The sequence below is a fragment of the uncultured Barnesiella sp. genome (assembly GCF_946496565.1).
Lineage (GTDB): Bacteria > Bacteroidota > Bacteroidia > Bacteroidales > Barnesiellaceae > Barnesiella > Barnesiella merdigallinarum.
Genome location: NZ_CAMMHD010000013.1, coordinates 18,333 through 30,589 on the forward strand (window position 1 = coordinate 18,333; position 12,257 = coordinate 30,589).

Here is a 12,257-nt window from a genome sequence, read left to right on the forward strand (position 1 = left end):
ATTCGATATGAAAACAGTAGAAGAAACCTTACTCAAACGTACTTCGGTACGCCGTTACGAATACGACAAGATACCGGCCGAGACTCTCGACTTTATCTACCGGGCCATTGCCAACACCCCCACCAGTTACAACGGTCAGCAATTCTCGGTCATCGCCATCGACGACCAGGCCATCAAGGAGGAGCTCTATGCCATCACCAACCAAAAGCAGATCAAAACCTGCGCCACGCTGCTGATGTTCTGCGCCGATTTCCACAAAATCGACGTGCTGGCCCAAAAGAAGGGAATAGACAACCCCCACTTCGAAAACACGCTCGACGGGGTGATGGTGGGTATCATCGACGCCGCCCTGGCCATGCAGAATGCCGTAGTGGCCGCACAGGCCGCCGGTCTGGGCAGCTGCTGCGTGGGATATGCCCGCACCGCCAATCCCGAGAAGATTGCCGAAATTCTGAAACTGCCTCAGGGCACCTTTGTCATCTGCGCCCTCACGCTGGGTATTCCCCGCGAATCGCCCGATCTGAAACCCAAGCAACCCCTCTCGCTCGTGGTACATCACAACCACTATCGCACCGACGACATGAGCGCCGACCTCGAGCAATACGACCAAACCATATCGGAGTATAACCGCCACCGCAGCGGCACTACCACCGAAAACGACTGGTGCGGCCACATACTCGACTACTACCGCATCGCTCTCGACTACGACATGGAGGGTTACCTCAACAAACAAGGATGCAAATTACCCTTCGTACCGAAAAAATAGAGACAATTTTCGGTTATCGACAAGGTAATGTTCCAACGGAAAAAGGGGCGGTTAGGCGATATTTTTCAGCCTTTTGTCGATATGGTTTTGATATGCCCGGCTGCGGACATACATTTGTATCACAATTAATTAATCGCCCTATGTAAATGTTACAGACTATTTTTTTCGATTAACTATTCTATATATTTTGGTTATGTAGCAATTTCGCTGAGAAGCGAGGTTGCTACTTTTTTTTCTACGGCTCACACCCCGATGCCGCACAGATGCAGAATATCGTCGGGCGTATCGACCAGATGGGTAGCACCGGCCCGGCTCAACTCGTCGCGCCCCCGAAATCCCCAGGTTACCCCGGCCGACTCTACCCCGGCTGCACGGGCGGTACACATGTCTACGTCCGAGTCGCCTACATACAACGTATCGACCTTCTCCACCCCGGCACGCTGCATGATGTCGTAGACAATATCGGGAGCCGGTTTCGTCGGCACCCCTTCGCGCTGTCCCAGTACGGCTACAAACGGCACACGGGGAAAGTAGTGGGCAACCAGCTTCTCGGTACCCGCCTGATATTTGTTCGAAGCCACCGCCAGCTTTACACCTTGGCCCGACAACTCATCGAGCAGACGCACTATACCGTCGTAGGGGCGAGTGTGGTCGGTATTGTGTTCGGTATAATATTCGAGAAAGAGCGTGCGCATGTGAGCCACATTCTCGGCCGTGCGAGCCGCTTCGGGCAAGGCACGTTCGAACAGTTTGGTGATGCCGTTGCCCACGAAATAGAGATACTCCTCTACCCGATGTTCGGGGTAGCCACAACCCCGCAAAGCATAGTTGGTACTCGCAGCCAAGTCGGCTATCGTGTTCAACAACGTCCCATCCAAATCAAAAATAACCAGTTGTTTCATCTTTTTTCCTTTTATCCGTGCAAAGATAGTGAAAGTCGAAGGCAGAAAAACAAGCCCGCTTGATTTTTATGTCGCAACATCCCCAGCCTTCGTGAATCCATGGCCCTATTTTTTGTGCACAAATACCCGACTGCCGCCCCTCGACAAGCAAACAGACGGGGCCGGCCGACATTTTCACAGATACGACTTTTAGAACAAATATATATACATAACGACCTTGTGGAGAGGCCTGTCACAAGGTAACTTTGCACTGTTTTCTAACAAAAGGATATGGAACAAACACACGACATAAAGGGCATTCTGTTTAACTTTTCGGGTACAATCGACACCGAGGGATGCGAATGGTTCGACCTCATTTGGCGGAAATATCGGGAGACCGGTATTCCGGTATCGAAGAGCGACTACCTGTGTGCCCACGAATATGCCGAAGCCCAGATTTCGGAATGTAATCTCATCGAGCCCGGGTTCAATCTATATCAGATGCTCTACATCAAACTCTCGCTGCAAATCAAATATCTCATCGACAAAGGACTGCTATCCGACAACGTATGCACCCGCAAGTATCCGCAGCAGTTGGCTACCCTCTGCTACAATCGGGCCATCATGCACGTGAGACAAAACGAATTGATTCTCGAACAACTGGTCAAGCAATATCGACTGGGTATCGTAGCACAGTCGTACGGCAACCTACCGGCCATGCTGGTAGACTTCGGGCTCACCCCCTACTTTACCGACGTGATCGAATCGAGTGCCGTCAACCTCAACAAGCCCGACCAAGCCATTTTCAAACTCTCGGTCGATGCCCTGCACATTGCCCCCGAAGAGACACTGTGCGTGAGCAATTCGCTCAACAACGACCTGTTGCCAGCACAAGGCATCGGCTGCCAAACGGCTTGGCTGAATCTGCGCCCGGTACCTCCGGCCAAACGGGTATCGAACTATCATATAACCTCCTTAACAGACCTTAATGCACTATTATATTCAAAAAGCAATACATAATGTAGGAATACGAAAAAAGGAAACAACTGCTTACTATTGAATTGAATACTGTGTTGTGAAAAACAAATCTAACTAAATATTCCGAACGCTGTGCGCGAGTATAGCCGAGGAAGGCTCTTAGCATAAAAAGTGTATTGACTTGATGGAAGGTCCAGGGCGCGATGTCCAGGACCTTTTTTTTCGCCATATCCTTTTTCGGCAACAAGAAAAACTATACCGACAAGAGTTGTTTATAGAGAATATTGCTAACTTTGCACAAAAAATAAAAAGTATTGTTTGTCTAAAATGGATTGGATACAAAGTCTGCTATTTAATGACGCATCGGTAGCCCATACCGTAATCCTATACGCCTTTGTCATTGCGGTGGGAGTAGCATTGGGCAAACTGAAGTTCTTCGGAGTATCTTTGGGAGTTACGTTTGTTCTCTTCGTCGGGCTGATAGCCGGGCACTTCGGCTTCTCGGCCGAGAAAAACATACTCCACTTCGTACAGGAGTTCGGTTTAATTCTCTTTATTTACTCCATCGGTCTGCAAGTGGGACCCAGTTTCTTCTCCTCGTTCAAGCGAGGCGGGCTCACCCTCAATATGCTGGCCGTGGGTATTGTAGTTCTCAACATTGCTGTGGCGCTCGGCATCTACTTCCTCAACGAAGACCAGGTGAGCATGCCCATGATGGTGGGTATTCTCTCGGGTGCCGTTACCAACACCCCGGGACTGGGTGCCGCACAACAAACCCTGTCGCAGCTGCGGTTCGACGGTTCTATCACCGAAGTCCCCGAGATTGCCCTGGGCTATGCCGCCGCTTATCCGCTGGGTGTAATCGGCATCATCGCCTCGATGCTGGTGATTCGGGCCATCTTCAAGGTGAAGCTCGACAAGGAAAATAAGCAACTCGAGGAGGAAAACCAGTCGAGCCAACTCGTGCCCCACGTGGTTACCTACCAGGTAGAAAACAAACTCATCGTAGGTAAAACGATCGACGACCTCGCCAAGCTCATCGACCGCAACTTTGTGGTGTCGCGTATCAAGCACAACGACGAGGTGATGATTCCCAACTCCGACACGTTGCTGCAAGAGGGCGACCTGTTGCTGGTGGTTCTCTCGCTACAGGACGAAAGCGCCCTCGAAGCCTTCATCGGACGCCCCGTCGAGATGAACTGGGAAGCCATTCAGGCACCGGTGGTTTCGCGCCGTATTCTGGTTACCCGCCCCGAAATCAACGGGCGCAAAATCGGTAGCTTGCGGCTGCGCATGGGATACCGCCTGAACGCTACCCGCGTGAACCGTGCCGGTTTAGACCTGTTGGCCAACCCCAATCTGGAGCTGCAAATCGGCGACCGCCTCACCGTAGTAGGCCGTATCGAAGACATCAACCGTCTGGCCGAAAAGTTGGGCAACTCGACCAAACGTCTGCACGAGCCCAACATGGTAACCCTCTTCGTGGGTATCTTCCTCGGTATCATTCTGGGTAGTATTCCTATCGCCATACCGGGCATGAGCGTGCCGATGAAACTGGGTCTGGCCGGTGGTCCTCTGGTCGTTGCCATTCTGCTGGGCCGCTTCGGTCACAAGGTACACCTGGTTACCTACACCTCGACAGGCGCCAGCCTCATGCTGCGCGAGGTAGGCATCTGCCTCTTCCTGGCCAGTGTGGGCATCTCGGCCGGCGGCGAGTTTGTCAATACCATCATGTCGGGCGGCCTCGTGTGGGTATGGTGGGGATTCCTCATCACCGTCATTCCCCTGCTCGTCATTGCCGTTATCGCCCGGGCTCACTACAAAATCAACTACTGCTCTATCATGGGTCTGCTCTCGGGAGCCTGCACCGATCCCCCCGCCTTGGCTTATGCCAACAAGGTTTCGGGTAACGATGCACCGTCGGTAGCCTACTCGACCGTCTACCCGCTCACCATGTTCCTGCGAGTTCTGTCGGCGCAGTTGCTCATCCTGCTCTTCTATTAACGAAGCATACCTTTTCGAAACTATCTTCACGAGGGGAATCCACACGGGTTCCCCTCGTTTTTTCACCAGCCTCTCTCCATAAGGGAAAACGCATAACCATACACCCCTGTTTTATCGATAAAAGAGACCGCTTTATCCACAAAAAAGGGAACTCTCTCTATTACATTTTTCTTAATGGCTCGCCAAGTGTTAAATTTGAGTTCGAATTTAACGTATCGGTTATGAAAAATTTAATAATATCCACCGGCATTTTAACGCTTCTCTGCTACTCGCCGCTGCATGCTCAGGAACTTCAGGTGAGCCAGGAAGAGTCGATGCCCGAAGTGTGGACATTACAGGATTGCTTCGACTACGCCCACGACCACAGCATCACGCTGCAACAGAACCGACTGTCAATCGAGGAGAGCTCGGTCAATACCAAGGAGGCCAAAGCCCAGCTTTTCCCCTCGTTCGACTTCTCCACGTCGCACAACTACGGCAACTACCCCTTGGCCGACGGCAGCCAGGCCGGCAAAAACGTCTACACCGGCACCTACGGACTCAATGCCTCGTGGACCCTCTTCGACGGGAAGCGCCGCAATACCATCAAGAGCAACCAGTTGCAAGAGCAGCAACAGCAATATGCCTTTCAAGAGAGCCTCGACAACCTGCAAATCGAGATTCTCACCGACTATCTGCAAATTCTCTATGCCGAGGAGGCCGTGAATATCTGCAAGCAGACTGTCGAGGTATCGCTGAGGCAAGTCGAGCGGTCGCGCGAACTGCTGGCCGCCGGCTCTATCTCGAAGAGCGACCTGGCCCAACTCGAGGCCCAATACAGCAACGACAAGTACCAACTGGTATCGGCCGAAGCCAACCGCGACCAACTGCGGCTCAACCTCAAGCAACTGCTCGAACTCGACATCGACGTAGAGATGAACCTGGCTCTGCCGCCCATCGACGAGAGCAAGGTGCTCGTGCCGCTGCCCGACAAGAGCACGGTCTATGCCACGGCGCTGGGATTTATCCCCTCGATACAGAGCGGCAAGCTCGAACTCGAGGTAGCCGAACTCAACATAGCCAACGCCAAGGCCGGCTACTACCCCAACCTCTCGCTCAATGCCGGCATAGGCACCGGACACAACACCGACAACAACGGCGGTATAGGTACTCAACTGAAACAGAGTCTCAACGAGTCGATCGGGCTCACCCTGTCGATACCCATCTACAGCCGCCGGGCCAACAAGTCGGCCGTAGAGCGGGCTCGTATACAGCAGAAAATCAGCGAGCTCGACCTCAAGAATCAGGAGAAAAATCTGCTCAACCAAATCGAGAGCGCCTGGCTCGACGCCTCGTCGGCCCAGTCGCAATACCTGGCCGCCCGCGAGCAGCTCAATGCCACACAGACATCGTTCGAGCTCACCGAAGAGCAATTCTACCTGGGCATGAAAAATACCGTCGAGATGCTCACCGCCAAAAACAACTGGCTCTCGGCCCAGCAAGAGGAGCTGCAATCGCGCTTCATGGCGCTGCTCAACCTCAAGCTGCTCGACTACTACGAAAACAAGCCGCTTACGCTCGATTGATTTGACAATCTCGAATAATAAACTGATCATCACGATATGAAACGAAAAAAAATCATCATTCTCGCCGTGTCGATAGTCGCAGTGATTATAATCCTGTGGTTTATCTTCGGACGGAAATCGAACAGCACAAGCTACATCGTCGAGACGGCCACGGCCACCCGAAGCGACGTATCGGAGGCCGTCACGGCTACCGGTACCATCGAGCCGGTGACCAAGGTCGAGGTGGGTACCCAGGTATCGGGTATCATCGACAAACTGTATGCCGACTACAACTCGATTGTCACCAAGGGACAGCTCATCGCCGAGATGGATAAGGTGACCCTGCAAAGCGAACTCACCTCGCAACAGGCCACCTACGACGGTGCCAAGGCCGAGTACGAGTATCAAGAGAAGAACTACCTGCGCAACAAGGCGTTGCACGAGAAACAGCTCATCAGCGACACCGAGTTCGAGGAGTCGACCTACAACTATGCCAAGGCCAAGAGTGCCTACGAGAGCAGCGAGGCCAATCTGGCCAAGGCCAAGCGTAACCTGGCCTACGCTACCATTACCTCGCCCATCGACGGGGTGGTCATCAGCCGCGCCGTCGAGGAGGGACAGACCGTTGCCGCCGGATTCGAAACGCCTACCCTCTTCACCATTGCCGCCGACCTCACCCAGATGCAGGTGATTGCCGATGTCGACGAGGCCGACATAGGTGGCGTGAAAGAGGGGCAACGGGTCGAATTTAGCGTCGACGCCTACCCCAACGACACCTTCGAGGGCACCGTGACACAGGTGCGTCTCGAGGCTACCGAAGAGAGCAACGTGGTTACCTACGAGGTGGTCATCTCGGCCCACAACCCCGATTTGAAACTGAAACCGGGCCTCACGGCCAACGTCACCATCTACATCGCCGAGCGGCGCAACGTCATCAACATTCCACTCAAGGCACTCCGCTTCGTCCCCGATATGCCTTCGGGACAAGCTCCGGCAGCCGAGTCGCAACCGCAGCCCCAGAAGCCGGGCAACGACAGCCTCAAGACTATTTGGGTACAAGAGAACAATACCTGGACTCCCCGGCAGGTAAAAGTGGGTATGGACAACGGCGTGAATGTAGAGATTTGCGAGGGGCTGAACGAAGGCGAAACCGTAGCCATCGACCGCAAGAGCAACGGCGGCCTGCCGGCCGCTCAGCTCTCGGGAAACAAGGAGGAGAGCCCCTTCATGCCCAAACCGCCGGGAAAGAAGAAATAAAGAAAGGAAACCGACAGCATGGCAACAAAAGAGATCATACGTCTGGAGAACATACGGCGCAACTTTATCGTGGGTAACGAGACGGTGCACGCCCTGCGGGGGGTGAGCTTCACCATCAACGCCGGCGAGTTCGTGACCATCATGGGCACCAGCGGCTCGGGCAAGTCGACCTTGCTCAACATTCTGGGCTGCCTCGACACCCCCACCTCGGGCGAATACTACCTCGACGGCATCCCGGTACGGAGCATGGGCAAAAACGAGCGGTCGGTGCTGCGCAACCGCAAGATTGGTTTCGTATTCCAGTCTTACAACCTGCTGCCCAAGACGACCGCCCTCGAAAACGTGGAGCTGCCCCTCATGTACAACTCGGCCATCTCGGCCCGCGAGCGGCACGAACTGGCCTCCAGGGCACTCGATGCCGTGGGACTGGCCGAACGGAAAAACCACAAGTCGAACCAGATGTCGGGCGGACAGCAGCAACGTGTGGCCATTGCCCGGGCGCTAGTCAACGACCCGGTCATCATTCTGGCCGACGAGGCTACCGGTAACCTCGACACCCGCACCTCGTTCGAGATTCTGGTTCTCTTCCAGGAGCTGCACGACCGGGGACGCACCATCATTTTCGTCACGCACAACCCCGAACTCTCGGCCTACAGCAGCCGCAACATCGTGCTGCGCGACGGGAAAATCATCAGCGACACCCCCAACGACCATCCGGCCTCGGCCCTGGAGATGCTGAAAAAACTACCGGTAGAAAGCGATTAAGGAACAAACGACTATGAATCTGACCAATCTCACCAAGATAGCGCTCAAGGCGCTCAACAATAATAAGATGCGATGCTTCCTCACGATGCTGGGCATCATCATCGGCGTAGCGTCGGTGATTACCATGCTGGCCATCGGGCAAGGGTCGAAGCGGAGCATCCGGGCCCAGATTGCCGAAATGGGGTCGAACATGATTATGATTCACCCCGGCAACATGGAGCGGGGCGGCGTGCGGCAGGATGCCTCGTCGATGCAGACCCTCAAGCTCAACGACTACCAGGACATTCTCGACGGCACCGAATATGTGTCGGCCTGCTCGCCCTCGGTCAGCAGCAGCGGGCAGTTCATCTACGGGGCCAACAACTACCCCAGCACCATCTACGGCGTGACCGAAGACTACCTCGAGATACGCAAATTCTCCATCGACGAGGGCAGCATGTTCACCCCGCAAGACGTGCTCACCTCGGCCAAAGTCTGCCTGGTGGGACAGACCATCATCGACAACCTCTTCCCCAACGGCGAGAACCCTATCGGCAAGGTGATACGGTTCAACAAGATACCGCTCAAGATTGTGGGAACCCTCACCCCCAAGGGCTACAACAGCATGGGCATGGACCAGGACGACATGGTGCTGGCCCCCTACACCACGGTGCAGAAGCGGGTACTGGCCATCACCTACCTGCAAGGCATCTTCTGCTCGGCCCTGACCGAGGAACTCACCCCGCAGGCTATCGACGAGATTACCCAGATTCTGCGCAAGAATCACAAAATCAAGGAGGGCGAAGACGACGACTTCGAAATACGGTCGCAAGAGGAGATGAGTTCGATGATGAGCTCGACTACCGACATGATGACCATCCTGCTCGCCTGTATCGCCGGTATCTCGCTGCTGGTGGGTGGTATCGGCATCATGAACATCATGTATGTATCGGTGACCGAGCGCACCCGCGAGATAGGGTTGCGCATGTCGATCGGAGCCCGAGGTATCGACATTCTGGCCCAGTTTCTCATCGAGGCGGTGCTCATCAGCGTAACGGGTGGTATCATCGGGGTGCTGCTGGGCGTAGGAGCCTCGATGGTGGTCAACCTCGTATTCAACTGGCCGGTCTACATCCAGGCCTATTCGGTGATACTCTCCTTCCTGGTATGTACCTTCACCGGCATATTCTTCGGCTGGTACCCGGCCCGCAAAGCCGCCAACCTCGACCCCATCGAAGCCATTCGTTATGAATAATCATCGTTTTTTATTTTCAAATCCTTATCTTTGTACTATGGCGCCCGACCGACAACATATCCGCTTCAGATGGAACCCCGTCTTTATCCACATACTGGCGTGGGCAATCGTCTTTCTCTTCCCGCTCCTCTTCATCGAGCGGTTCGAGAGTATGGGGCGCATACGCAACTTCAGCCTCATGAAGTTCTATATCCAGCCCATCTGCATCGCGGTCATCTTCTACATTAACTATCTGTGGCTCATCGACCGGGTGCTGTTCCGTAAAAAGCCGGTACAGTTTATCCTCTACAACGTGCTGCTCATCGTGGTAGCCAATGTGGCCATCTATCTGGTACACCGCATGATTATCCCCGACGAGTTCCTGTTCAGGCGGCCGGGCGGACCTCGTCCTCCACGGCCGGGGCTCATGCAGTGGCAGGATTCCATCACCCTGGCTCTGATGGTGGGATTGAGCGTAGCCATCAAGATGACGCAGAAGTGGATTGTCACCGAGAAGGAGCGCAAGCAACTGGAGCAGGAGCGCACCGAGGCCGAGTTGAAGAACCTGAAGAACCAGCTCAACCCGCACTTCCTCTTCAATACCCTCAACAACATCTACTCGCTCATCGCCATCAGCCCCGACCGGGCGCAGAGTGCCGTGCTCGAGTTGAGCAAGATGTTGCGTTACGTGCTTTATGAGAATACCCAACCCTATGTACCCATGGAGAAAGAGCTGGAGTTCAACCACAACTACATCGAGCTGATGCGGCTGCGGCTAGCCCGCCACGTGAAGGTCGAGGTAGATATGCCCCGGGGGCTGTGCCGCGGATACCAGATTGCGCCGCTGCTCTTCATCACCCTCATCGAGAATGCCTTCAAGCACGGCACCAGCGCCACCGAACCCTCGTTTGTGACCATCGTCATGAGCGAACCCTCGCCCGGTGTCATCGAGTGCCGCATCGAGAACAGCTGCTTCCCCAAAGACGAGAACGACAAAAGCGGCTCGGGCATCGGGCTCAAAAACCTCTCGCGACAGCTCGAACTGCTCTATCCCGGCAAGTACACGCTGCATGCCGAGAGCGATGCACGGGTCTACCGCTCGTCGCTCACCATCGACTTGAACTAACCCAAATACGTGGAGACTATGATACTGAAATGCTGCATTATCGACGACGAACCCCTGGCCATAGAGCTGTTGGAGAGTTATGTCAAGCGCACCCCCTTCCTGCAACTGGAAGCCTCGTTCAACTCGGCAGTGCAGGCGGTCGAACGGGTTGCGCAGGGCGACATCGACCTCATCTTCCTCGACATACAGATGCCCGAACTCGACGGCATGGAGTTCTCGCACATGATCGAGGGGCGCAGTCGCATTGTCTTTACCACCGCCTTCGGACAGTATGCCGTAGACAGCTACAAGGTCAACGCCATCGACTACCTGCTCAAGCCCATCGCCTATGCCGATTTCCTCAAGGCGGCACAAAAGACACTGCAATGGTTCGAGTTGTCCGAGGGGAACAGTACCGCAGGCACCCCTGCACCCACACCGGCACAAAGCCCCTATATCTTTGTCAAGAGCGACTACAAGCTCAAGCAGATACCCCTCGACAAGATTCTATACATCGAGGGCCTGAAGGACTATGTAAAGATTTATCTCGAGGGCGAGCCGCACCCCATCCTCTCGCTGCTGAGCCTCAAGTCGCTCGAAGAGATGCTGCCCGAGGGGCAGTTCATCCGGGTGCACCGCTCGTTCATCGTGCAGGGGTGCAAAATCAAGATGATCGACCGCAACCGCATCGTCTTTGGCAAGGAGTATATCCCCATCTCCGACACCTACAAGGAGTCGTTTGCCGAGTTCATCGCCCGCCACTCGCCCATCGCCGGCAAGCCGCAGGGTTGAACGATGCTCGCCATAAACCACACAAGGAGCAGGCACCCCGGCAACGGGACGTCTGCTCCTTGGCATGTTTACTTAAATTTATTTCAGTTTCAGGAAGCGTCGTAAATCGACCGGAAGAAAGAGTTCGCCTGTGCGCCCAACAGGATACAGGCCACGGTCAAGGCTCCATACATCACCCAGGTACCGGCACAGTTCCAGCAGGGGTTCGCTGTCAGCTCGCGGGCAAAAGCTACACACAAGGCCGTGCAGATGAGCAATATCAGTACCAGAACCACCAGCGAAATTTTCGTCTCGAGGCTCCACCGCTTGCGGGGCAGGCGGTTCATCACCCGGCGGGTAAACCACCGGTCGCGCCGGGGTTGGGGAGTGTGTCGGTCGAAAAGCTCCCGCCACTGGTCGTCATTCCACTCTTTCATATCCGTTTTTCTTTAAATATTCTCCTAATTTTTGTTTGGCCCGCGAGAGGTACGACTTGATGGTCCCCTCGGGCATACCCGTCACCGCGGCGATGCGGGCGATGGCCATATCCTCGACGAAGTAGAGGGTAACGACCGTACGTTCCTCGGGACGCAGTATCGACAGAGCTTGGGTCATGTCGAGCCGGCGGTCTACCGGCTCGGGCGACTGGGGTATCGTCGCCGCCTCGTCCAAAGGCTCGAAGTAGCGGTCGCCCCGCTTGCGCAACTCGTCGTAGTAGAGGTTGTAGGCCACCCTGAAGAGCCAGGTCGAGAACGAGGAGAGACCCTTGTAGCTGCGCAGGTGGTAATAGACCTTGATGAAGGTCTCCTGCGCCAGGTCATCGCTGAGCGATTCGTCGCCACCGGTGAGGCTCAGAAAGAAGCGCTTCACCCGCCCCTGGTATTTATCGACCAGCGAGGCAAAAGCCTTGCGGTCGTCCAGCAGGGCGCAACGTGCCACCCACATCATATCCTCGGTCTTCTCCATCGTGTCG

Annotated in this window: 12 protein-coding genes; 9 read left to right on the plus strand and 3 right to left on the minus strand. The window is 54.9% G+C overall.

Annotated features, from left to right (window positions below):
• Window positions 1-7: 7 nt before the first annotated feature.
• On the plus strand, window positions 8-766 hold the full coding sequence (locus tag Q1K76_RS08100) for a nitroreductase family protein (RefSeq protein WP_087408466.1): 759 nt from the start codon (window positions 8-10) through the stop codon (window positions 764-766).
• A gap of 242 nt (window positions 767-1,008) precedes the next feature.
• Here the strand turns inward: Q1K76_RS08100 and Q1K76_RS08105 are convergent, their stop codons facing one another.
• The gene (locus Q1K76_RS08105; RefSeq protein ID WP_300132415.1) at window positions 1,009-1,668 is read right to left on the minus strand and encodes an HAD family hydrolase; all 660 of its coding nucleotides are present in this window, start codon (window positions 1,666-1,668) and stop codon (window positions 1,009-1,011) included.
• A 270-nt stretch (window positions 1,669-1,938) separates the two neighbouring features.
• On the opposite strand from Q1K76_RS08105, the gene Q1K76_RS08110 reads away from it, so the two are divergent.
• From Q1K76_RS08110 to Q1K76_RS08145, 8 genes are all read left to right on the plus strand, one after another.
• Window positions 1,939-2,667 (plus strand): HAD family hydrolase, encoded by a 729-nt coding sequence (locus tag Q1K76_RS08110; RefSeq protein ID WP_087408464.1) that lies wholly within the window; start codon window positions 1,939-1,941, stop codon window positions 2,665-2,667.
• 285 nt (window positions 2,668-2,952) lie between these two features.
• On the plus strand, window positions 2,953-4,629 hold the full coding sequence (locus Q1K76_RS08115; protein ID WP_300132418.1) for a putative transporter: 1,677 nt from the start codon (window positions 2,953-2,955) through the stop codon (window positions 4,627-4,629).
• A gap of 221 nt (window positions 4,630-4,850) precedes the next feature.
• Complete coding sequence (locus Q1K76_RS08120) at window positions 4,851-6,194, plus strand: TolC family protein (protein ID WP_087408462.1); 1,344 nt, start codon at window positions 4,851-4,853, stop codon at window positions 6,192-6,194.
• 36 nt (window positions 6,195-6,230) lie between these two features.
• Window positions 6,231-7,430, plus strand: a complete 1,200-nt coding sequence (locus Q1K76_RS08125; protein ID WP_300132421.1) for an efflux RND transporter periplasmic adaptor subunit — start codon at window positions 6,231-6,233, stop codon at window positions 7,428-7,430.
• An 18-nt stretch (window positions 7,431-7,448) separates the two neighbouring features.
• Window positions 7,449-8,195 carry an ABC transporter ATP-binding protein gene (locus Q1K76_RS08130; protein ID WP_087408460.1) on the plus strand — a complete coding sequence of 249 codons (747 nt, stop codon included), beginning with the start codon at window positions 7,449-7,451 and terminating at the stop codon, window positions 8,193-8,195.
• Window positions 8,196-8,208: 13 nt separating this feature from the next.
• Window positions 8,209-9,429: an ABC transporter permease gene (locus Q1K76_RS08135; RefSeq protein WP_298663491.1), complete on the plus strand. Its 1,221-nt coding sequence runs from the start codon at window positions 8,209-8,211 to the stop codon at window positions 9,427-9,429.
• A gap of 37 nt (window positions 9,430-9,466) precedes the next feature.
• Entirely contained in the window at window positions 9,467-10,534 is a 1,068-nt protein-coding gene (locus Q1K76_RS08140; protein WP_300132425.1) for a histidine kinase, read from the plus strand.
• Between the two features lie 18 nt (window positions 10,535-10,552).
• Complete coding sequence (locus tag Q1K76_RS08145) at window positions 10,553-11,305, plus strand: LytTR family DNA-binding domain-containing protein (protein WP_300132428.1); 753 nt, start codon at window positions 10,553-10,555, stop codon at window positions 11,303-11,305.
• A gap of 89 nt (window positions 11,306-11,394) precedes the next feature.
• On the opposite strand, the gene Q1K76_RS08150 is transcribed toward Q1K76_RS08145, so the two are convergent.
• Both Q1K76_RS08150 and Q1K76_RS08155 read right to left on the minus strand, forming a co-directional pair.
• On the minus strand, window positions 11,395-11,721 hold the full coding sequence (locus Q1K76_RS08150; RefSeq protein WP_087408456.1) for a hypothetical protein: 327 nt from the start codon (window positions 11,719-11,721) through the stop codon (window positions 11,395-11,397).
• Window positions 11,705-12,250 carry a sigma-70 family RNA polymerase sigma factor gene (locus Q1K76_RS08155; protein WP_300132431.1) on the minus strand — a complete coding sequence of 182 codons (546 nt, stop codon included), beginning with the start codon at window positions 12,248-12,250 and terminating at the stop codon, window positions 11,705-11,707. The genes Q1K76_RS08150 and Q1K76_RS08155 overlap by 17 nt, the downstream gene beginning before the upstream one ends.
• Window positions 12,251-12,257 lie beyond the last annotated feature (7 nt).

Coding starts and splice junctions, on each gene's coding strand:
- Q1K76_RS08100 (WP_087408466.1), top strand. CDS start 8: ATGAAAACAGTAGAAGAAACCTTACTCAAACGTACTTCGGTACGCCGT.
- Q1K76_RS08105 (WP_300132415.1), bottom strand. CDS start 1,668: ATGAAACAACTGGTTATTTTTGATTTGGATGGGACGTTGTTGAACACG.
- Q1K76_RS08110 (WP_087408464.1), top strand. CDS start 1,939: ATGGAACAAACACACGACATAAAGGGCATTCTGTTTAACTTTTCGGGT.
- Q1K76_RS08115 (WP_300132418.1), top strand. CDS start 2,953: ATGGATTGGATACAAAGTCTGCTATTTAATGACGCATCGGTAGCCCAT.
- Q1K76_RS08120 (WP_087408462.1), top strand. CDS start 4,851: ATGAAAAATTTAATAATATCCACCGGCATTTTAACGCTTCTCTGCTAC.
- Q1K76_RS08125 (WP_300132421.1), top strand. CDS start 6,231: ATGAAACGAAAAAAAATCATCATTCTCGCCGTGTCGATAGTCGCAGTG.
- Q1K76_RS08130 (WP_087408460.1), top strand. CDS start 7,449: ATGGCAACAAAAGAGATCATACGTCTGGAGAACATACGGCGCAACTTT.
- Q1K76_RS08135 (WP_298663491.1), top strand. CDS start 8,209: ATGAATCTGACCAATCTCACCAAGATAGCGCTCAAGGCGCTCAACAAT.
- Q1K76_RS08140 (WP_300132425.1), top strand. CDS start 9,467: ATGGCGCCCGACCGACAACATATCCGCTTCAGATGGAACCCCGTCTTT.
- Q1K76_RS08145 (WP_300132428.1), top strand. CDS start 10,553: ATGATACTGAAATGCTGCATTATCGACGACGAACCCCTGGCCATAGAG.
- Q1K76_RS08150 (WP_087408456.1), bottom strand. CDS start 11,721: ATGAAAGAGTGGAATGACGACCAGTGGCGGGAGCTTTTCGACCGACAC.
- Q1K76_RS08155 (WP_300132431.1), bottom strand. CDS start 12,250: ATGGAGAAGACCGAGGATATGATGTGGGTGGCACGTTGCGCCCTGCTG.